The 22137-nt window shown below is 30.2% G+C and carries 17 protein-coding genes; 3 read left to right on the top strand and 14 right to left on the bottom strand.

Annotated features, from left to right (window positions below):
• The first annotated feature begins 11 nt into the window (after positions 1-11).
• Positions 12-359, top strand: a complete 348-nt coding sequence (locus IM532_RS07115) for a hypothetical protein (RefSeq protein WP_194182761.1) — start codon at positions 12-14, stop codon at positions 357-359.
• An 82-nt stretch (positions 360-441) separates the two neighbouring features.
• On the opposite strand, the gene IM532_RS07110 is transcribed toward IM532_RS07115, so the two are convergent.
• Complete coding sequence (locus IM532_RS07110) at positions 442-1731, bottom strand: MFS transporter (RefSeq protein WP_194182760.1); 1290 nt, start codon at positions 1729-1731, stop codon at positions 442-444.
• A gap of 49 nt (positions 1732-1780) precedes the next feature.
• Here IM532_RS07110 and IM532_RS07105 point away from each other — a divergent pair, with 49 nt between their 5' ends.
• The gene (locus IM532_RS07105) at positions 1781-2257 is read left to right on the top strand and encodes a GNAT family N-acetyltransferase (protein ID WP_194182759.1); all 477 of its coding nucleotides are present in this window, start codon (positions 1781-1783) and stop codon (positions 2255-2257) included.
• 38 nt (positions 2258-2295) lie between these two features.
• Here IM532_RS07105 and rpoN read toward each other — a convergent pair whose 3' ends face one another.
• The 9 genes from rpoN to IM532_RS07060 all read right to left on the bottom strand — a co-directional run bounded on the left by rpoN (position 2296) and on the right by IM532_RS07060 (position 13818).
• Positions 2296-3765, bottom strand: a complete 1470-nt coding sequence (gene rpoN, locus IM532_RS07100; protein WP_194182758.1) for an RNA polymerase factor sigma-54 — start codon at positions 3763-3765, stop codon at positions 2296-2298.
• Between the two features lie 94 nt (positions 3766-3859).
• Entirely contained in the window at positions 3860-5308 is a 1449-nt protein-coding gene (gene asnS / locus IM532_RS07095; RefSeq protein WP_194182757.1) for an asparagine--tRNA ligase, read from the bottom strand.
• Positions 5309-5737: 429 nt separating this feature from the next.
• Positions 5738-8155, bottom strand: a complete 2418-nt coding sequence (locus IM532_RS07090) for a DUF5686 family protein (protein WP_194182756.1) — start codon at positions 8153-8155, stop codon at positions 5738-5740.
• 83 nt (positions 8156-8238) lie between these two features.
• The gene (gene frr / locus IM532_RS07085; protein WP_194182755.1) at positions 8239-8793 is read right to left on the bottom strand and encodes a ribosome recycling factor; all 555 of its coding nucleotides are present in this window, start codon (positions 8791-8793) and stop codon (positions 8239-8241) included.
• A gap of 7 nt (positions 8794-8800) precedes the next feature.
• Positions 8801-9511 (bottom strand): UMP kinase, encoded by a 711-nt coding sequence (gene pyrH / locus IM532_RS07080; protein WP_194182754.1) that lies wholly within the window; start codon positions 9509-9511, stop codon positions 8801-8803.
• Positions 9512-9560: 49 nt separating this feature from the next.
• Positions 9561-10328, bottom strand: a complete 768-nt coding sequence (locus IM532_RS07075) for a TatD family hydrolase (RefSeq protein WP_194182753.1) — start codon at positions 10326-10328, stop codon at positions 9561-9563.
• Positions 10322-11308 carry a GSCFA domain-containing protein gene (locus tag IM532_RS07070; RefSeq protein ID WP_194182752.1) on the bottom strand — a complete coding sequence of 329 codons (987 nt, stop codon included), beginning with the start codon at positions 11306-11308 and terminating at the stop codon, positions 10322-10324. Before IM532_RS07070 ends, IM532_RS07075 begins: the two co-directional genes overlap by 7 nt.
• Positions 11309-11314: 6 nt before the next feature.
• The gene (locus tag IM532_RS07065) at positions 11315-12286 is read right to left on the bottom strand and encodes a polyprenyl synthetase family protein (RefSeq protein WP_194182751.1); all 972 of its coding nucleotides are present in this window, start codon (positions 12284-12286) and stop codon (positions 11315-11317) included.
• Positions 12287-12819: 533 nt separating this feature from the next.
• Positions 12820-13818 carry an LLM class flavin-dependent oxidoreductase gene (locus IM532_RS07060; RefSeq protein WP_194182750.1) on the bottom strand — a complete coding sequence of 333 codons (999 nt, stop codon included), beginning with the start codon at positions 13816-13818 and terminating at the stop codon, positions 12820-12822.
• An 856-nt stretch (positions 13819-14674) separates the two neighbouring features.
• On the opposite strand from IM532_RS07060, the gene IM532_RS07055 reads away from it, so the two are divergent.
• Positions 14675-15946 (top strand): tetratricopeptide repeat protein, encoded by a 1272-nt coding sequence (locus tag IM532_RS07055; protein ID WP_194182749.1) that lies wholly within the window; start codon positions 14675-14677, stop codon positions 15944-15946.
• 86 nt (positions 15947-16032) lie between these two features.
• Here IM532_RS07055 and IM532_RS07050 read toward each other — a convergent pair whose 3' ends face one another.
• The 4 genes from IM532_RS07050 to IM532_RS07035 form a co-directional block, all read right to left on the bottom strand.
• Positions 16033-17730 (bottom strand): AMP-binding protein, encoded by a 1698-nt coding sequence (locus tag IM532_RS07050; RefSeq protein WP_194182748.1) that lies wholly within the window; start codon positions 17728-17730, stop codon positions 16033-16035.
• Positions 17731-17848: 118 nt separating this feature from the next.
• Positions 17849-19840, bottom strand: a complete 1992-nt coding sequence (locus IM532_RS07045) for a DEAD/DEAH box helicase (protein WP_228063684.1) — start codon at positions 19838-19840, stop codon at positions 17849-17851.
• Positions 19841-20077: 237 nt separating this feature from the next.
• Entirely contained in the window at positions 20078-21493 is a 1416-nt protein-coding gene (locus IM532_RS07040) for an L-serine ammonia-lyase (protein WP_194182747.1), read from the bottom strand.
• Positions 21494-21664: 171 nt separating this feature from the next.
• On the bottom strand, positions 21665-22135 hold the full coding sequence (locus tag IM532_RS07035; RefSeq protein ID WP_194182746.1) for a hypothetical protein: 471 nt from the start codon (positions 22133-22135) through the stop codon (positions 21665-21667).
• Positions 22136-22137: the final 2 nt, after the last annotated feature.

Genomic DNA, 22137 nt, shown 5'->3' with positions numbered 1-22137 from the left:
AAATTTGCAGGGTGAAAATATTCTTTGAAAATTACGCCGACAATTTACTTGTCGAAACGAACTTTCCTTTAGAAGGAAGTTTAGAACAAGCTGTCGATATTTTCCATAATTTACCAGATTATGATGGTAGTTTTATTGGATTTGTAAATGAAGATGGCAATACAGTTCAAATTTCTAAGTACGACCGATTTTTATTCTTGGTCGAAATTCCACTTGAAGATCAAGATGCTTCGTACTATAAATTATTCAATTATTATCAAGTAAAAAATTTAATTGAACATTTATTCAACGGATTTGATCCTTATGATATCCCGGATTTAAAATTTGAACCGTTCATAAAAGAGAAAGCGACTAATTAATTAGCCGCTTTTTTTATTTATGTAAAGATATAATTAAAGCGAGTATTATCATCTAAAAACTCATCCTCATCATGATATCCCATTATTTCTTCTCCATTTTATAGAATAGCAAAATAACAAAACTAATCGCAAAAGAAACACCCATGGCTAAAGCAGATGTTTTCATTCCTCCCGTATATTCAATCAATAAGCCATAGATTACTAATCCTAAGAAAAGTGCAAACTTTTCGAAGATATCGTAAAAACTAAAGTACGTTGTCGTATCATTTGTTTCCGGTAATAACTTTGCATAGGTAGAACGTGATAAGGCCTGTAAACCTCCCATAACCAATCCTACTAAAGCAGCCATTCCGTAGAAATGTAATTTAACATCTGGATGGTTCGGTTGAATAGAATAACCAATTATACATGTAATTACCCAAATAAAAATTCCAATTAATAAAGTAATCTTATTTCCAATTTTCCCCGATAAAAACGAAAATAACCACGCGCCAAGTATTGCTTCAATTTGAATTAATAGGATTGTCATAATTAATTCTGAATCTTCCATTCCGATTTCTGAACTACCAAACATTGCCGCCATTAAGAAAATAGTTTGCATTGCTAAGCTGTAAAAGAAAAATCCTGCCAGGAAAACACGTATATTTTTATAACTATTTAATTCTTTGAATGTACTTGATAACCTTTTGAAACTACTTTTAAAGATATCTTTCGGCACTTCGCTATTGTTAGAATTATTAGGTAATTTTGATAAAGCAATTTGACCAAATCCCATCCACCAAACTCCCGTTAGTAAGAAACTGATACGCGTTAAGATAGAAGTATATTCAGTAGGTGCAAATTGGATCATTGCTAAACAAATTGATAATAAAACAACAGAGCCAATATAACCAAACATATAGCCTTTTGCTGAAACAGAATCCATTTTATCTTCTGAAACAATTTCTGGTAAGTACGCATTATAAAATACTAAACTTCCCCAAAAACCAATACTTCCTGTAATATTCATTAATAATCCCAACCAAGTTAATTCGGGTGAAGTAAAAAAGAACATCCCAATACAAGATAAACTTCCTAAATAGCAGAAAAATCGTAAAAATTTAATTTTATTCCCAATCAAATCGGCAATGGATGATAAAACAGGAGATAGTACAATAACAAAGAAAAATGCAATCGCCAACGAAAAATTAAATGCTGATTCTGGTAATAATCCTAAAAATTTGATCGGGTTACCATCCTCACCTCTTGTTATTGCTGTGTAATAAACTGGAAATATGGCAGATGCAATGACAAGTGAGTGGACAGAATTGGCCCAATCATAAGAAACCCACGCTTTTATTAGATTTGGATTATTTTTTTCGATTGTATTCATTTACTTTTAATGATTATATTAATTTAAGTCTCTCAAAAGTAAACTAAAAATGGAATCTGACCGATTATTTTTTCGAACGCTTACATCAGAAGATATATTTCGGTTATTTGAAATATATTCAGATACTGAAGCTATGAAATATAGACAATCTAAACCTCATATAACAATAGAAGATAGTATTCAAATGATTGAAAGAGATTTAATTGTAAGAAATACTAACTATGAATTGAGATATGGGATTTTTGAAAAAGAAAGTAATATTTTAATTGGTACAATAATGTATCAACCATTTAATACAAAAGCTATTATTGGTTATTCATTAGCAAAAGAATCGTGGAATAAAGGATATGCAACAGAAGTTGTTAAATTCTTTATCAATTTTTTAAAACATAAAAATTTCAAAATTCTAGAAGCATGGGTATTAAATGAAAATATCGCTTCTTGTAAAGTTCTTGAAAAAAATCATTTCAAAAAGATTTCTCAAACCATTTACCCCAATTCGTCATTTTACAAATTATTCCTATAAAAAAAGTCATCTTTTAAAAGATGACTTTTATATTAAAACTATATTTCTTTTCTTAACCTAGCAACAGGAATACTAAGTTGCTCACGGTATTTAGCAATAGTACGTCGTGCAATAGGATAACCCTTTTCTTTCAAAATTTCAGTTAATTTCTCATCAGTCAATGGTTTACGCTTATCCTCATCCTGAATGACATCTTGAAGAATTCGTTTAATTTCGCGAGTAGAAACTTCTTCTCCATCTTCATTCGTTAAAGATTCTGAGAATAAATCTTTGATTAAGAAAGTACCATAAGGCGTTGCAACATATTTAGAATTTGCGACACGAGAAACTGTAGAAATATCCATACCAATACGATCAGATATATCCTTAAGAATCATTGGTTTTATCTTAGTCTCATCACCAGATAAGAAATATTCTTTCTGGAATTTCATGATAGCTTCCATGGTATACAATAATGTATTACGACGTTGTTGTATAGCATCTATAAACCACTTAGCTGAATCTAATTTTTGTTTTACAAACATTACAGCTTCCTTCTGCTGATTTGATTTCTTTTCAGTTTTCTTATACGTATCTAGCATTTCTGCAAACGTATTAGAGATTCTTAACTCTGGTACATTCCTTCCATTTAACGATAACTCTAAATCGCCATCGATAATATTAATGGTAAAGTCTGGTGTAATTTGTTCTACAATTTTCCCACTAGAAGAAAACGATTTACCAGGTTTTGGATTTAAACGCTCTATTTCATAAATAGCTTCTTTTAACTCCGTTTCCGATACATCATACTTCGTTAATAGCTTAGAATAATGCTTCTTTGTAAAGGCATCAAAAGATTCTGAAATCAACTTTTCAGCTAATTCAACAGCTTCAGTTTGTGTTTTATTCTCTAATTGAATCAATAAACACTCTTGTAAATTACGTGCACCAACACCAACTGGATCTAAATTTTGGATATAATTCACCAAAATATTTTCTACTTCTTCGTAAGCAACGAAAATATTTTGTGTAAATGCTAAATCATCTACCAAAGATTTTAATTCTCGACGGATATATCCATCGTCGTCAATATTTCCTAAAATAAATTCAGCAATCTGAAATTGTTGTGCAGTTAATCTGTAAGTATAAATTTGATCTTTCAAGTATTCAATAAAACTTAATCCCTGCGCAAAAGGAATAGATTTTTCCTCGTCATCATCACTATAATTATTTGTATATGTTTTATAATTAGGGACGTCGTCGTCACTCAAATACTCATCAATATTAATATCACTTGTATCAATTACTTGGTCATCGCCATAATCATCATTATCTGTATTCCAATCATCCTGCTCTCCGTATTCGTCATCATATTCTGATGTCTGATCATCTAATGCAGGATTTTCTTCCATCTCTTCTTTCACACGTTGTTCAAAAGCGACTGTTGGAAGTTGAACTAACTTCATTAATTGAATTTGCTGAGGCGATAATTTCTGTTGTAATTTAAAATTTAGTTCCTGCTTTAACATAAATGTGGTCTTTGTTAAAAAAATGGGTCTAATCTCCTTTTTAAATATACTAAAATTTTGATTAAACCCATAGTTATATTTTTTCTAAAAAATTCTAGAATTCTGCATTGTTTGGTGTTCTAGGAAATGGAATTACATCTCTGATGTTCCCCATACCTGTTACAAATAAAACTAAACGCTCTAAACCTAATCCAAAACCTGAATGCGGAACTGAACCAAAACGACGTGTGTCGCGGTACCACCATAATTCTTCTGGATCTATACCAAATTTAGCCATTTTTTCATCTAAAACATCTAAACGCTCTTCTCGTTGAGACCCACCAATGATTTCTCCAATTCCTGGGAATAAAACATCCATTGCTCTTACTGTTTTACCATCATCATTCATACGCATATAAAATGCTTTGATTTCTGCTGGATAATCAAATAAAATTACTGGGGTTTTAAAGTGCTTTTCAACTAAATAACGTTCATGTTCTGATTGTAAATCTGCTCCCCAACCTTCAATTGGATATTTAAATTTACCTTTTTTATTTGGTTTAGATTCTTTTAGAATTTCAATTGCTTCAGTATACGTTAAACGAACAAATTTATTGTTTAAAACATATTCTAAACGCTCTAATAATCCTAATTCTGAACGCTCTGCAGCTGGTTTACTTTGTTGCTCTTTATCAAAACGTTGTGCTAAGAAATCTAAATCATCTTTACAGTTTTCCATTGCATATGTAATTACATATTTCATGAAATCTTCTGATAAATCCATATTTTGATCTAAATCAAAAAATGCAACTTCTGGTTCTATCATCCAGAATTCTGCTAAGTGGCGAGAAGTATTTGAATTCTCTGCACGGAAAGTTGGACCAAAAGTATATACTTTACCTAATCCCATTGCAGCAGTTTCACCTTCTAATTGTCCAGAAACAGTTAAGTTTGTTGCTTTTCCAAAGAAATCCACAGAAAAATCAATTGCCCCTTCTTCTGTTTTTGGTAAATTATTAAGATCTAGATTAGTTACTTGGAACATTTCACCAGCTCCTTCAGCATCAGATCCTGTAATGATAGGTGTATTAATATACACAAATCCATTCTCATTAAAATATTTGTGTACAGCAAACATTAACGAGTTACGTACACGGAATATAGCACCGAATAAATTTGTACGGAAACGTAAATGAGCTTGCTCACGTAATGTTTCTAAAGAATGTTGTTTTGGTTGTAAAATAGTTCCTTGAACTTCGTCTGAGTTTGCAACTCCTAAAACTATAATCTCTTTAGCAATAATTTCGATAGCTTGACCAGCACCTTGACTTTCTACAACTTCACCTATAACTCGTAAAGATGCTGCAGTAGAAATTTGTTTTATAATTGACTCGTCAAAATTTTCGAAATCTATTACTACTTGTATATTATTAATTGTAGATCCATCATTTAATGCGATGAAGCGATTACTTCTAAATGATCTCACCCATCCGTTAACAACTACTTCTTGAAGTAATAAATCTTTGCCTTTTTCAAGTAAGGCTTTAATTCCGTACGATTGCATATTAATTTTATTTATCCTTACAAATTTAATTATATTTCTATGGTAGAAAAACTAAAGGCATAATTTTTGTTTAAAAGTTGAAAAAAATAATAAATCCGTTTAAAAATTAAACTTTTTTAAACGGATTTTATACTTTATAATGGATTTTAAATATAATATATAAAAGTTACATATTTATTCGAAAGCTACTATCTATAGCTATATAATAAAATAATGTCAATAATATATAGCAAAAGGTCATTAATAATGTTAATATAAATTTCTTCTTATACAGTAACATTACTAAGTGAATTATTTCTAGTAAGATTAAAAAAACAATAAAAGCTAATAACCCATCTAGTGCATCAAATATTAAAAACATTAAAAAACTAATCGTAAATGTTAGCAATATTCTAATCAGAAATTGATTTCTCATTTATTAAATTTTCACTACAATAAATTTAAATTAAACGTTAATTTAATGTGTAAATTATCTTCAAATCTTGGTAATGTATATGCTCCTAAGCGATAATATATTCCGACACCAAAATTCTTTAATAATATGTTGTTTACTTCTAAACCAGTTTCATGATAATAATGAGTTGGGGTTTTGAACTGAAACAATTCATGATTTTGCTTATGGTTCATATTTCCTAATAATCCACGGTAAATAAACTGTGGTAATATAACACGATTCCCAACTTTAACACCTGCAAAAATATGTTTTATTTGAAACGAGGCATATCTATCGGCATAAAATTCACCAGGTAACATCGTCTCAAAATTATTAGAAGTTGCCACTCCAAAATTTTTGAATACTGGTTTTGATTTTGCATTTCCCATCCCTTCAAAAAGATTCATTAATGTCATTTCTCCAAACACAGCACCAGCAGAAGCATTAAAACTAGTTTTACCTAATTTTGTTTCATACACATCTAAGTATGAGACATTGAATCTAAATGCATCAAACGGGGAATTATCTATTTTCCAGTATTTATTGGCCAAAACATAAAAGACCGATTTTCCTTGTTTTACTGTAACCTTACCATAAGGTGTACGCAAATATTGATCTTTTGGCGCCCATCGCAAAGCAAATTGTGTATGATACAAATCAAACCAACTATCTTTATTTTCGTAAAGATATTGAAATTCGTTATGTTGTTTTTCATAATTTCCAGAAACGTTAAAAGTTACATTTCTGAATATATCTTGCTCGTATCCTGCAGAAACTCTTTTAAATGAATAAAATTGATCATTATACAAGTTCTTAATAGAACCGTTTATAAATTTTGTGATATTACTTTGCAAAAGTTGAGGTAAATGACCAGAAGCTGAAACATCTTGCGCATAATTACCGAAAATTCTACCAGAATAAGATTTATTTACAAAATAATCTCCTCCAAAACCAAATTTCACAGCTCTATCTTGGAAACCATAAGCTGTATAAGCATTCAGAGAATAATTACTACTCCATTTTTCATTTGTATTAAAAGCAGCTCCAATTCTTAAACCTTCATAGTTATTAAAACTAATCAGTTTTGTTAAATCTAAATCAACTTTACCGATATCCAATTTTCCACCTTTTTGGATAATTCTCATCAATTTCAATTTATCTTCTAAATTGTATTTTTGACTTATACTATCCATCGCTAGATAAGTTTTGGTATCTTTTTGGGATAACTCTTCTCGGTATTGAGATAAAACCAATTCAGCCTTTTCTTGCGTATTATTTTCAAAAGATGCCTCTGTGTTATATCCTAAGAATTCATTTTTTTTGTAATGCACAGGAGTTTGGATATTCTTAAATTGAATTTGATGAAAGATCCATAATCTTTTTGAATCGTCATCTTTTACCTCATCTTGTTCAAATTTGATTCCATCCATATTAAGGTAACCACTTTCCATGCGATACATTTGGTAATGAGGAAACCATGAATTACCAATCAACTTCCATTCTGCATCAAAATCTGCGTAGAATTGATCGTCGGTATTTTCAGCTATAATTTTCACTAAAGCTTTAGATTTTTCATCGATCCAAAACTCACCTCTTAATTGACGTTTATTTAATTTTTGGATAGGTGTAAAACCAATAATTGTAGTTGCTCTATCATTATAATTAAACTCTTCAATAATTTTATAACGGTAATATGATAGTCCTTCATTAGATATAGGGTTTTCTATTCCTCTAAAAAAGAAATCAAATTTAGATTGATCTAAATTCACTAGTATAGGCTGCATAGCATCTAACTCATAGATTGGTGTTTTTAGACCAGATATACGAGAAGATTTGATAATATTTTTAGTACCAAAACGTTTAGAATATTTATGATCCATCGCACGTTCACTTAAAAAAATATGACTTTCATTTAAAAATTTTCTCCAATTATTAATTGATGAGTCTTTTTTATCTTTTGGATTTAAAATAAGTTTCAAAGAGTCTTCTTCAATTGTGCTCCAAAATTTAGTATATGTTTGAAAAAAATATGAATCCGACTTTTTTAATGAATTTTTTGATTGTTGTTTAATAACTTTTCTCACATAATTACGAGCGATAGAATCGTTTGAAAAAAATTCTACAGCGGATAAACTAATTGTTGTTGGTTCTAAAAATACTTCGACCAATTTCTGATTAGATTTTTTTATTAATTGTGGTGAAAACCCATCACTTTCAATATTAAAAATTAAGATTGAATCATTTATATCAATTTCACCTACTTCATTGGTATAGCCAATAATATTATATTTTTCATCAGAAAGTTTTGCATTAGTAATTCTAAACTCATCTCGGGAGTCATATACGCGTACTTTATATTGTGCTGATAAGTAAAAAGATAGGAATATTAATAAAAAACTGTAGAGTTTTCGCATGATGTAAAATTGAAACGCAAATTAACAAAAAAAGCAGCGATTTTAACGCTGCTTTAAATTTTATTTAAGAAATATTAGAAAGATTAAACTTTCATAATTTCTGCTTCTTTCTTAGATAACTCTTCTTCTAATTTTTTACCGAATTTATCCGTTAAACCTTGAACACGAGTTTCGTAATCTTTTACTAAGTCTTCAGCAACATCTTTTAATGCTTTTAAAGATTTATTAGCGTCTTGACGAGCATTACGTAAAGAAATCTTAGCAATTTCCATATCCGCTTTTGCCATTTTAACTAATTCTTTACGACGTTCTTCAGTCACCGGAGGAATACTAATAATGATAGAATCTCCATTGTTAGAAGGTGCAAAACCTAAGTTAGAATTGATAATAGCTTTCTCAATTTCGTAAATTAAGTTTTTCTCCCATGGTTGGATGCTTAAAGTCATCGCATCAGGAGTTGTTACATTAGCAACTTGGCTTAACGGTGTTAAGCTTCCATAATAATCAACACGAACAGAACTTAACATAGCTGGAGTAGCTTTACCAGCTCTTAATTTGTCAAATGCAACATTTAAATGTTCCACAGTTCCTTGCATTTGCTCTTTAGTTGTCTCTAAGATTAAATCTAATTCTTCCATTTTGGATTTAATTATTTGTTACCAGGGTCCCTACGTTCCCTTCTTCTATTAATGCTTTTAAATTACCTTTAGTATTCATATCAAATACAATAATAGGTAAATTATTTTCTTCACTCAAAGTAAAAGCAGTCATATCCATTACTTTTAAGTTTTTATCATATACCTCTTGATAAGATATTGTATCAAATTTTTGTGCTTCAGGATCTTTTTCAGGATCTGCAGTATAGATTCCATCTACACGTGTTCCTTTTAAGATTACATCAGCATTTACTTCTATTGCACGTAATACAGCTGCAGTATCTGTAGTAAAGTACGGATTTCCTGTACCAGCACCAAATATAACTACACGACCTTTTTCTAAATGACGAGTTGCTTTTCTTTTAATGAATGGTTCTGCAATTTGTTCCATACGAATTGCTGTTTGCAAACGTGTGATTAAACCAGCTTCTTCTAAAGCTCCTTGTAAGGCCATACTGTTAATAACTGTTGCTAACATTCCCATGTAATCTCCTTGTACACGGTCCATACCAGATGCTACACCTTGAACACCTCTGAAAATATTACCACCTCCAATTACGATTGCCACTTCACATCCTAAATCAACTACTTCTTTGATTTGTTCAGCATATTGTTTTAACATATTTGGGTCGATTCCGTACTGTAAATCTCCCATTAGTGCCTCTCCACTTAATTTAAGTAGTACTCTTTTGTATTTCATTGTTTCAAAGGTTTTCTTTTGCAAATATAATTTATCTCTTAATATTCTACTAACGTTCGAATATTTCTAATGCATTTTTTGTTGTTATTTCCGCAATTTGTGTAGGTTCTAATCGATAAACATCAACTAATTTTTCTACAACATATTTTAAATAACTTGATTCGTTTCTTTTACCTCTAAAAGGCGCAGGTGCCAAGTAAGGCGAATCCGTTTCTAAAACCACATGTTTTATATCAAAATCTTCTAAAAATTGATCTATTTTTCCATTTTTAAAGGTTAAAACACCTCCAATCCCTAATTTTAAATTAAAATCAATTGCGCGTTGAGCTTGTTCTTTTGAACCAGAAAAGCAATGAAAAATACCAAATAATTGATCATCTTTGACTTCTTCTAAAACTTCAAAAACTTCATCAAAAGCATCACGACAATGAATTACGATTGGTAAATTCTTTTCCTTAGCCCATTCAATCTGCGTTTTAAAGGCATATTGTTGCTCATTTAAATAAGCTTTTTCCCAATATAAATCGATTCCGATTTCTCCAATCGCTTTAAAATCTCTTTTATCAATCCACTCTTTAACATGAGCTAATTCAAATTCTAAAGTATCTGGATGTACAGAACATGGATGTAAACCCATCATCGCAAACATTTCGTTAGGAAATTGTGCTTCCAAACTAAGCATACGTTCTGTATAAGATTGATCAATAGCTGGTAAATAAAATCTATTCACTCCATTTTCTTTTGCTCGAGCTACAATTTCATTAATTTCTCCTTCAAATTGCTCAGAATATAGATGTGTATGTGTATCAATTAACATGATTTGATTTTTAATTGTATTTTTTCTTTTTCAACGAAAAAATTTATTTTATTTTCTCTTTCAATGGTTGTTATATCAGCTAATAATTTTCGTAAAAATTTTTGATGACTTTCCGACTCTTCATTAAAAGGTCTATGATTGATCGCCGAAATTATTTTATTGATTTTTTGAATTACAACCTGAGTACTAGTTGCGAAATAAGTTTCTGAAAATCGCTTCCAAATATAATCTACAGCCTGACTTGACGGATGAATCATATCTTCTTTGAAAAAACGATAATCTCTTAGATCATCCATTACTAATTCATAAGAAGGAAAATATTCTACTTGATCATACTTATGATTTAACTGAAATAATGCATCAATTAGTCTTGCTTTACTAACATTATTCTCTATAAAACCATCTTTTATATGACGTACAGGGCTTACTGTCGTAATAATCTTAATATTTGGATTAATCTTGATTAAATCAAAAATAATTAAATCCATTGATTTAAAATTATCTTCTGGGGAAAGTAAAACTTTCTCAAACTGTTTTGCATTAACCTTATGGCAATTTGCAACAATATGTTTATTTTCTTTCCACTCGTACACCCACGAAGTTCCTAGAGTAATAATTACTACATCGCACTGATGTAAATATTCGTTTACGTGTTGTAATGTTTGATTTAGAGGATTTAAAACATCCTGTATAGAATTTGCATTAAATGATGAATGTACATCGAAACAGAAAAATTGATCTCCATTTTGATGTACATCATCAGCTGTATAATATCTTTTATGAATGCTTCTTTCTATTAAATTTTGAATGGAATGAGCGTTGAAAATTATCCCAAAAGGATTAATTAATCCATCAAATTTAAAATTTACTAATCGACTACCTATTTCATCAGAAAAACAAGAACCTAATGTTAATATTTTCTGCTGATGATTGATCTTAAAAAGAGATTCAGGAATGTCGAAAGTTGTTCGAAAATGCATTGTATTTTATCCTTGGCGGTCAATTAAAACTTCACTCAACTCTCTAAGATATACTTTCTTTTCATCTGACACATTAATTTTATCTAAAAATTGATGCGCTTTATTTGTATATTCTCGGATTAAAGTAGATAATTTCTTATTTACATTTAGTTTTCTAAAGATTTTTTCTACTGCGTATACTTTATCAACATTATCGGTGTTCATATTATACCAAAATAATAATTCGTCACGATCTCTTTCATCAGCAGCTTCTAAAGCTGATATATAAAGAATAGTTTTCTTATTTTCGTAGATATCTCCCGCATGTTTCTTCCCTAAATGTTCTAAATTTCCAAAGACATCTAAGTAATCATCTTTTAATTGATATGCAATTCCTAAGTTTAAACCATATTCATATATTAATTCAGCATCTTCTTCACTTGCTCCAGCTATAATAGCACCGATTTGTAATGAAGCACCGACTAAAACACCAGTTTTAAAAGAGATCATTTTAATATAATCTTCATACGTAACATTAGTCTGTGTTTCAAAATTTATATCCCATTGCTGACCTTCACATAATTCTTTTGCAGTCTTTGTAAATAATTTAGTAACCTTTTTAAACAATTCTGGTTCTAAATCTTCAAACATTTCATAAGATTTAATTAATAATGCATCTCCTGATAAGATTGCAGTATTAACTCCATATTTTTCATGAACTGTTGTCTTTCCTCGTCGTAGAGGTGCATCATCCATTATATCATCATGCATTAATGAAAAATTATGGAAAAATTCTACTGCTAAAGAAGGTTTTAAAGCTTTTTGTAAATCACCATCAAATAAATCTGCACCTAACAATACAATTACTGGTCGGATACGCTTACCTCCTATAGTTAGGATATAATCCATTGGCTCGTAAAGTTCCTTTGGCGTTCTAATCAATGGATTCTCTTGAATTCCTTGAGCAATTAATTGATGAAATTTATCTAATGAATACATAGTTTAAATTAAGTAAAAATTAAGTTTCGGCAAATATAATTAAGAAAGATTGATTTTTGTCGGTTTTAAGCTTTTTTTGATTAAAAAGAAAAACCTATAAATCGCTAAAATAATAAATGAAAATTGAAATATTACCACAAAATAGAATATATAATTTTTTGTAAACAAGACATTTAAAATACTTTCAAATTTCGGAATTGACCAAAAATAAGATGTAGATATAAACAAAAAAACTGTATTAAGATTGATTAGCCATTCTTTTTTAATTTTTGATGCTCCTAAATGAATGATTAAACCTCCTATGTAACAATAAAACAAAGCCTCACAAAAATCAATTAGACTATTCTGAGAAGATAAAAAATCAAAATAATCTATAAAACGACTTTCTAAATACGAACTTCTAAAGTAATCCCTTAATTTACTTACTAAGATTAATGAGGTTAGATTTAGCAAGATTACTAAAGTTAGCTGATCACGATATTCTTCGAGCAACATTAGATAATAATCTATTTTAGAAAACTTTTTTTTAGGCATTATTTAAATAATTCGCTAATTATTTGATAAGATTTTCTTTTAGCTTTTTGATCAAAAATATTTGAACTTACAATTATCTCATTCACACCGCTTTCATCAATAAATTTTGAAAGAGTTTGACATAATGTTGATTTAGATCCTATAAAAGACAATCCCGTCATATTTTTTAAAACCATTTTTTGTTGATCTGAAGCAACTTGTAAATTTGTTTCTTCTGGTGCAACAAGTGGAGAACGTTGATCAGTAATAATATTTAAAAAACTTTGATACATCGATAAAGAAAGATAATGAGCTTCATCGTCCGTAGTACTAGCAATTACATTGATACAAGCCATAGTATATGGTTTTTCTAGATATTTTGAAGGAATAAAATTTTCCTTATAAATTTCTATTGCACTATAAAATTGTTGTGGTGCAAAATGACCTGCGAAAGCATAAGGAAGTCCCATTTTAGCAGCTAAATATGCACTTTCAATACTCGACCCTAAAATATAGATATCTATTTGAGCTCCCTCACCAGGAATAGCGCGGACTTTATTTTCTCGATTATCTACACTAATATAGCGTTGAAGTTCTTTAATATCTAATTGAAAATTATAATTCGCAAAATTATCTCCTCTTCTTAGTATAGAAGCTGTTAATTGATCTGTTCCTGGCGCTCTACCAAGCCCTAAATCTATCCTGTTTGGATATAAAGCATCTAAAGTCCCGAATTGTTCAGCAATATTTAAAGCGGTATGGTTTGGCAACATTACACCACCTGACCCTACTCTTATTTTTTTTGTTTTTCCAGCTACATGTCCTATTAATACGGAAGTAGCTGAACTTGCTACATTTTCCATATTGTGATGCTCAGATAACCAATATCTTGTATACCCTAATTCTTCTACAAAAGATGCATTATCAACTGTATTTTGAAATGTTTCAGTCAGGGAATCGCCTTTTCTAACAACTGCTAAATCAAGCACTGAATATTTTATATTTTTAAGATAATCCATTTATTCATTCTTCATTTTGAAATACTAAATTACGAAGAAAATAAATAAGGGAAATAAAAAAACCTTTAGCAGCTAGCTAAAGGTTTTTGAAAGTTAGGAATAAGTTTAAGTTAGTTTAGGTAACTCTTTGATTTGATAGGTTTAGTTAGTTAATTATATTCACTTATTAAGTACTACATAATTGTTTAAACAAATCTATTATTATCCGTTAAATATAAATAATTTAAAGGGTGGACAATGGAGAGGACAACATCATTTTACCTATAAATCAATAATTTAAGTATATTTACTTCAATATTAAAACTGAAATATAGTAGCTATATTTTCAGAATTTTTAAAGTTTAAAAATCTCATTAAAAATCATTTATATGATTAAATCATATATATTATGATAAAAAATATAAGCATTTCTTTTATTATAATGTTTGTTTTTGCTATACTATTTTCCTTCAGAAATCAACATTCTGAAACAGATATTGTATACTTAAACAAGATTTATAATGAAAATGAATATATTGAGGATTCAATATTATTACGAAGAAAGTTTAAAGCTTTAGAAATTGGAAAAGATCAGATTACTAAAAGTCATTTACAAGTAATCTATTTATCCTTACTTGCAAATTTGCACAGTAAAAAAGTTGATGGTAAAAATTCTAAAAGTGAGCAATTATTTAAGGAAGCAATTCGTATTTCATATTCAACCAATCATCAAGATCTTATACTTTTTTCTAATACATATTTAGGATTTTATTATTACAGCTATAGTGATGTAGTTAATGCATTGCCTTATTTCATGACTTCCTCTAAGATATTAGATGCAAAGTCTATCTCTTCGCAGTTTAGATTTGCGGATATATTGAAAAAAAATGCTTATTTTTTTATAACAGTTGAAGAGGATGAAAAAAGTTTAAATTATCTTAAAACTGCCTTAAAACATACTTCAACAAATTATCCTGAGTATTCAAATTTACTAAGTGGTATTGCACAGTATTACATAAAACATAAAAATTATGAAGAGGCAAAAAAATACATTATAAAAACAATTTTATATTCTAAAAAAAATAACAGGATAAGATATGCAAAAGCTTTAGGCGATTTAGCTTTAATTCATAAAAATGAAAAAAGCTACAAAACAGCTATTAAATTACTCGAAGAAGATATCGAAATTTCAAAGGCTATAAACGAGAATCGAAATACAATTTATGCGACAATATTATTAGGAGAAATTTACCTTGAGAATGATAGCATTCATAAAGCTAAAGAACTAATTGTACAGGCTAAAAATTATGCTGATGATAAAGAACATCTGAAAGGTTTTTTATACCAAATAAATGAAATTCTATTAAAAATTGCAATTCTTCAAAATAACGATGCTGATGAATTAAATTATCGTAGAAAGTTAAGTTTATTAAAAAATGAATTGTCTCATACGGATGGCGCTGATGTTATAAATAAGGTAAATTGGGAAATACAAAAACAAAATATTACTTATAAACTAGAGGTAGAAAATGCCAAAATTGAAAAAGAAAAGATTATAACCAAAGCATTAATTATTATTTTAATTTTATTAATAATAAGCTTATTATTTGTTTATCTATACTTTATAAAAAGACTTAAAGACAAAAAAATATTCTATAATAATATTGTTCGAAAACTACAATCACAAAAATTACAATCTGAAGAAAAGTTAGGAGAAAAAACATCTTCTCTCAATGCATACAAAACGTATTTAGTAGAAAAAAATATTCTCATTGATAATCTTAAAAAAGAAATAGAACATATCCAAAATTCAAAAATCTCATATTTAGAGGACAAAAATGGAGAATTACAAAGATTATTAGAATCACATTTGATGACAGAAGAAAATTGGATCGCATTTAAAGAAACATTTCGAAATGAACAAACGGAATATTACAACTATATTATAACTACCTATCCCAATTTAACCGACTCTAATTTAAGGCTTATTTTCTTACATAAAATGGGATTGAGTAATACTCAAATCTCTCAAATACTTGGGGTTACTGTAGAAGCAGTTAAAAAGGCAAAACAGCGCTTGAGAAAAAAATATCCTGAAAATTCTCATTTAATAATGAGTAAAGAAAACCAGAAAAAACTTACTGAGTAATCTTTTTTATTCGAAAAAATCAGATTAGGAGCTCCTAATCTGATTTTTTTTACTAATTAAGTAAGAAAATATTTATAAATTATTTTCTAATATTTTGGATGATAGTATTCTTCTTTAAGCACTTTCTTTTGTTGTTTATCCATCGCTTCGTTTGCACGTAGTTCTACTCTACGAATTTTACCAGAAATAGTTTTGGGAAGTGAGTCTACGAATTGAATAATTCGAGGAATCTTATACCTTGCTAAATTATTCTCGCAAAAATTAAATAATTCATCTGCAAGTTCTTTAGAAGGTTGAATTTCTTGATTTAAAATCACAAATGCTTTAACAGCATTACTTCTCGTAGCATGTGGACTTGCAACAACAGCTGCTTCAACAATAGCATCATGCTCTAATAATACACTTTCTACCTCAAATGGCCCAACTCTAAAGTCAGAAGCTTTTATAACATCATCATCACGACCAACAAACCATACATAACCCTCCTCATCCTGATATGCTTTGTCTCCAGTATAATATAAACCATGTTTAAAGACTTTTTTCATTTTATCTAACTGAATCAAATAGGTCTTAAAAACACCGTTTATAACGCTATCATCAAATTTTATACAGATATTCCCTTCTTCACTTGTTGGAACAATATTCCCATCATCGTCTGCAATAACCACGTTATATAAAAAAGTTGGTTTTCCCATAGAACCAAATTTGACCTTATGATGTGGCATATTTACAACTGATGCTGTAGTCTCGGTTTGTCCGTATCCATCTCTAATAGTTACTGCTGTAGCTTGTTTCCAAACCTCAATAATTTCAGGATTTAATGGTTCACCAGCGGCAACACATTGTTTCAAATTAAAATTATAATTCGATAAATCTTCTAGAATTAAAGATCTTAATGCTGTTGGAGGAGCACAAAATGAATCAACTTTATAATCTTCTAATGCTTGTAGCTGATCTTTAGCTACAAACCGATCTGAGTGTAATCCTAAGATTGTAGCACCCATATTCCAAGGAGCAAAAAAAGAACTCCAAAAGAATTTTCCCCAACCAGGTTGTGAAATATTATAATGTGTATATTCAGATTTTAGTCCTAACCATGCTGAAGTTGTAAATGAGCCTAAAGGATAAGTATAATGAGTATGAACTACAACTTTTGGCATTCCAGTAGTACCAGAAGTAAAAAAATAAAAAAGATTATCATCTGCTTCAGAATTTGCAGCTTCTGCGCTTTTATCTTCATTATCTATTTCCTCCAAACTATACCACCCTTCGCGTGTACCTTCTGTGATAATTTTAACTTTAATTTTTTGATTAAATTTTGCTTCAGCAGCATCAATTTTATCTGCATTTTTAGGATCAGCTAATGCAACTTGGGGAAAGGCAGATTCAAAACGAAATGTTAAATCTCTTTCTTCTAATGTAACTGCAGCAGGAATTATTACAATTCCACCTTTGATACATGCTAAATAACTTATCCAACTCGATGGTAATAAAGGAATCTGAGAAATCATTTTATCATGTTGATGAATTCCTTTATTACGAAGAAAATTTAAAAATTGATTACTCTTTTCTGATAAATCTTTAAATGTGTATTTCTCTTCTTGTAAATTATATTTCCAAATTAAGCCTAATTTATCTCCAAGAATAGAAACATTATAAGCTTCAAACACATCCCTAACCCAATTAAACTTGATAGGTTTTGTGATTAAAATATTTTTTAATTGATCATACTCTTCATTTTGGATTGTAGTTCGAAGAGATGAAAATAGTTGATTTTGTAACATTTTATAATGTGGTTTTGAATAATAAATATAGAAAATTTTATTAATTACCTAACAATATTCCAAAAAAAAAGACGACTTTATTTCTAAAGCCATCTTTTTATATAAATTTAATAATAAATTATTTTTGTTCACCTCCACGAGAACCTCCATCACGAGATCCACCGCTACGACGTTCTCCTCCACGAGAACCTCCATCACGAGATCCACGGAATCCTCCGTCACGAGAACCACCATCACGAGAACCACGGAATCCTCCGTCACGAGATCCACCGTCGCGAGAACCTCCACTACGACGTTCTCCACCACGAGATCCACCATCGCGAGAACCTCCATCACGAGATCCACGGAATCCACCTCCGTCACGAGATCCACCGCGAGAACCTCCATCACGAGATCCACGGAATCCACCTCCATCACGAGATCCACCGCTACGACGTTCTCCTCCACGAGATCCACCATCACGACCTGGTTCAGGTTTAGATATTTGAACATCTAAATCAACACCATCACGTTGTGCGTCTTTGAATGATTCTAAAATTAAAGATTCAAATTGTGTATCAACTTCGAAGAAAGAGAAATTTCTTAAGATTTCAATTTTTCCGATTTCGATGTTACGGTTACGCGTTTGTTCGTTAATTAAACCAATTAAATTAGGAACACGTAAACTTTGTTTTTGACCAATATTAATAAAGAAACGAGAGAAATCTTTACCACCACGACGGCGGTCATTAGAACGCTCACCTCTATCATTTGAGTCAGAGTTAATATCTTTAGAATCTTTATAGTATTCTAAGAATGAGTTAAATTCTACCGTTACAAAACGCTTTAATAAATCATCACGATCTAAATCAGCTAGTTTTTCGTTAACAGTAGCCATATATGGTTGAATTTGCTCTTCGTTAACTTCAATATTTTGGATTTTCTCCATTAAATTGAATAAACGTTTCTCACAAATTTCTTGTCCAGAAGGAACATTTTTTTGTTCGATTTTAGAAGCAATTAATCTTTCTAATTCTTTAATCTTACGACCTTCACGGTTGTTAGAAATGATAATAGATATCCCTTTATTTCCTGCACGTCCTGTACGTCCTGAACGGTGTACATAAACTTCTGGATCATCAGGTAAGTTATAGTTAATTACGTGAGTTAATTCGTTAACGTCAATACCACGAGCAGCAACATCAGTTGCAACTAAAATCTGGATATTTTGGCTACGGAATTTGTCCATCACATGGTCACGTTGAGATTGAGATAAATCTCCGTGTAATGCATCTGCATTATAACCATCTTGCATTAACTTATCAGCAACTTCTTTCGCTTCGCGACGAGTTCTACAGAAAACGATACCATAAATATTTGGATAGTAATCTGCTAAACGTTTTAATGCTAAGTAACGATCAGAAGCACGAACTAAAAATACTTGGTGTTCAATATTTTTAGAAGCTGTATTTACTTTACTTACAGCGATTTCTACTGGTTCAAACATATATTCTGAAGCAATACGACGAACTTCATTAGGCATCGTAGCTGAGAATAATAATGTTTGTTTAGTATCTGGAGTAGTTTCTAAAATTGAATCGATTTCGTCACGGAATCCCATGTTCAACATCTCATCAGCTTCGTCTAAAACTGTCCATGTGATATCATTAATTTTTAATGCTTTACGTTTAATCAAATCCATTGTACGCCCTGGTGTACCTACTACGATTTGTGGATTATCTCTTAAACCTTTGATTTGCTTAGAAATGTCTGCACCCCCATAAACTGCTTGGATAGAAACTCCTTTCATGTGAGCCGCGAAAGATTCTAACTCTTTTGAAATTTGCAAACACAACTCACGAGTTGGACATAATATGATAGCCTGAACAGCTTGCGATGATAAATCTAAATTGTTTAAGATTGGTAATCCAAACGCAGCAGTTTTACCTGTACCTGTTTGTGCTAATGCTATAACGTCTGTTTCAGAAGTTAAAATTTGTGGAATTGCTTTTTCTTGAATTGGAGATGGAGTAACGAATCCCATCGCCTCAATTGCAGTTAAAATGTTCTCTTGAAGACCTAATTCTTTGAATGTAATCATGTTAGATAATTGACCGTGCATGAAATTCATTTAATTTTTCATACCCCGGTTTTTTTTTATATTATATTATAACCAACAGATATGAAAGAATAAAATTAAATGGCTGAGCAGCCGAAAAATCCCTAAATGAATTCTTTTACATCCGTACTTTACCTTATTGTAAAGCTGTGCAAAGTTAAGGAATTTATTTGATATAGCAAACTATTTCACGAATTCCTTAATTTTACAGCCTTTTATTATTTAATTACTAGAAAGTGTTAACACTTTTTAACAATCTGCTATATTAACCGCAACTGCTAAACCACCTTCTGAAGTTTCTTTATATTTGTTATTCATATCTTTAGCGGTTTCCCACATCGTGTTTACCACTTTATCTAATGGAACTTTCACATTAATAGGATCAGTATCCAATGCTAGTTCTGCAGCATTTATAGCTTTTATAGCTCCCATTGTATTTCTTTCTATACAAGGAATTTGAACTAAACCACCAATTGGATCACATGTTAATCCCAAATGATGCTCCATTGCTATTTCTGCAGCTATTGTAACTTGCGCAGGAGTTCCACCCATTAATTCGCATAATGCAGCAGCTGCCATTGCAGAAGAAACACCAATTTCAGCCTGGCATCCTCCCATTGCAGCAGAAATAGTTGCACCTTTCTTAAAAATAGAACCGATGACACCAGCCGTTGTTAAGAATTGTTTAATTTCAGTAGGTCCAGCTTTATGATTTTCAATGACCAAGTAATACATTAAAACTGCTGGAATAACACCTGAACTTCCATTTGTTGGGGCAGTTACTACACGACCTAAAGATGCATTTACTTCATTAACTGCTAAGGCAAAACAACTAACCCATTTTAAGATTTGTCTGAAATAGACTTTCGTCTTACGTATGGTTTGTAACCATTCTTGCGGATTAGAATAAGGTAGTTCACCTTTTAAGGTTTCGTGCATTGCAAAAGCTCTTCTTTTTACATTAAGACCTCCCGGCAAAATACCCTCGGTATGGCAACCTATATACATACATTCAAGCATTGTTTCCCAGATACGCATTAATTCATGATCAATCTGCTCAGGTGTTCGTATAGATTTTTCATTTTCATACATAATTTCTGAGATTGACTTATTTTCTTGATGACAATAAGCTAATAATTCCGTAGATGTATTAAAATAAAATGGAAATTCACACTTTATATTAGAAGTTAAATTTTGGTCATCTTCTTTTGTCACAAATCCACCACCTACAGAATAAAATGTAGAAATATAGATTTTATCTTCGTAATATGCCGAAAATGTAAGTCCATTTGCATGAAATGGTAAAAAATTTTTATTAAAAATAATATCTGCATCGGGATTAAAAATTATTTCAGTTTCGTTCCCAATTTTAATCTTATTTGATAATTTAATATCTTCTATAATACTAGAAATTGCATCCACTGGAATATATTCTGGGTCAGCGCCAGAAAGTCCCAGCATTACAGCAAAATCAGTTGCATGTCCTTTACCCGTTAAGGATAAAGAACCGTAAAGATCTATTTTAACTTGATGAATTTTATTTAATAAATTATTGTCTTTTAATTCAGCAATAAACAATTCCGCGGCACGCCATGGACCTAATGTATGAGAGCTAGATGGTCCCACACCAATTTTAAGCATATCGAATATTGATATACACTCCATAAACTTCGTATTTAATATTTTTTCCACTAACAAAGATAGAAGGATTTTTTACATATTAGTTTTTAGGGTTGGTTATTTAACTATTCATATAAAATACTAAAAATTTATTTCCTTCAAATAAAAAAAGCATTTCTATATGGAAATGCTTTTTATTTTATTATAATATAGATATTATTTGAATTTATGCCAATACGGATAAATGATTGCTAGTCCATACCCAATAAATACAAAGAGTGCAAATAAGGTATATAATGTTCCATCAGCCATAAATTCGGGCTGAAAAGAAGCTGCTATAAATAAACTTCCAACTACAATATAAGGCCCTATTTTTCTATAATAATAGGTTAAAAATAATCCTATAAGTGTAATTATGGATACTGCGATTGTAGCAATAGGATACCATTGTGGCATCACTGGAGCATCTTCATTAAGAAATGATCTAAATAAATAATCGTTTGTTGTATATAATACATAACCTCTGTATAATAAACTTGCTACAACAAAAATCATCATCCAGAACAAAAGTTTAAACCAAAATGATTTATCTTCACCTTTATGTTCCGCTTCTCTACTTTCTCGAGTTGTATTTAAAAGGATATTTTTATCAAAAATATCATCTCTTTCATTATTATGATCATTCATGC

It is taken from the genome of Faecalibacter rhinopitheci, assembly GCF_015234135.1.
Taxonomy (GTDB): domain Bacteria; phylum Bacteroidota; class Bacteroidia; order Flavobacteriales; family Weeksellaceae; genus Empedobacter; species Empedobacter rhinopitheci.
This window is presented reverse-complemented; position numbering and strand designations above follow the sequence as displayed.

What these genes read in the sequence shown, in the direction of transcription:
- IM532_RS07110 (WP_194182760.1), bottom strand. Translation starts at nt 1,731, where the DNA reads ATGAATACAATCGAAAAAAATAATCCAAATCTAATAAAAGCGTGGGTT.
- IM532_RS07105 (WP_194182759.1), top strand. Translation starts at nt 1,781, where the DNA reads ATGGAATCTGACCGATTATTTTTTCGAACGCTTACATCAGAAGATATA.
- rpoN (WP_194182758.1), bottom strand. Translation starts at nt 3,765, where the DNA reads ATGTTAAAGCAGGAACTAAATTTTAAATTACAACAGAAATTATCGCCT.
- asnS (WP_194182757.1), bottom strand. Translation starts at nt 5,308, where the DNA reads ATGCAATCGTACGGAATTAAAGCCTTACTTGAAAAAGGCAAAGATTTA.
- IM532_RS07090 (WP_194182756.1), bottom strand. Translation starts at nt 8,155, where the DNA reads ATGCGAAAACTCTACAGTTTTTTATTAATATTCCTATCTTTTTACTTA.
- frr (WP_194182755.1), bottom strand. Translation starts at nt 8,793, where the DNA reads ATGGAAGAATTAGATTTAATCTTAGAGACAACTAAAGAGCAAATGCAA.
- pyrH (WP_194182754.1), bottom strand. Translation starts at nt 9,511, where the DNA reads ATGAAATACAAAAGAGTACTACTTAAATTAAGTGGAGAGGCACTAATG.
- IM532_RS07075 (WP_194182753.1), bottom strand. Translation starts at nt 10,328, where the DNA reads ATGTTAATTGATACACATACACATCTATATTCTGAGCAATTTGAAGGA.
- IM532_RS07070 (WP_194182752.1), bottom strand. Translation starts at nt 11,308, where the DNA reads ATGCATTTTCGAACAACTTTCGACATTCCTGAATCTCTTTTTAAGATC.
- IM532_RS07065 (WP_194182751.1), bottom strand. Translation starts at nt 12,286, where the DNA reads ATGTATTCATTAGATAAATTTCATCAATTAATTGCTCAAGGAATTCAA.
- IM532_RS07060 (WP_194182750.1), bottom strand. Translation starts at nt 13,818, where the DNA reads ATGGATTATCTTAAAAATATAAAATATTCAGTGCTTGATTTAGCAGTT.
- IM532_RS07050 (WP_194182748.1), bottom strand. Translation starts at nt 17,730, where the DNA reads ATGTTACAAAATCAACTATTTTCATCTCTTCGAACTACAATCCAAAAT.
- IM532_RS07045 (WP_228063684.1), bottom strand. Translation starts at nt 19,840, where the DNA reads ATGAATTTCATGCACGGTCAATTATCTAACATGATTACATTCAAAGAA.
- IM532_RS07040 (WP_194182747.1), bottom strand. Translation starts at nt 21,493, where the DNA reads ATGGAGTGTATATCAATATTCGATATGCTTAAAATTGGTGTGGGACCA.
- IM532_RS07035 (WP_194182746.1), bottom strand. Translation starts at nt 22,135, where the DNA reads ATGAATGATCATAATAATGAAAGAGATGATATTTTTGATAAAAATATC.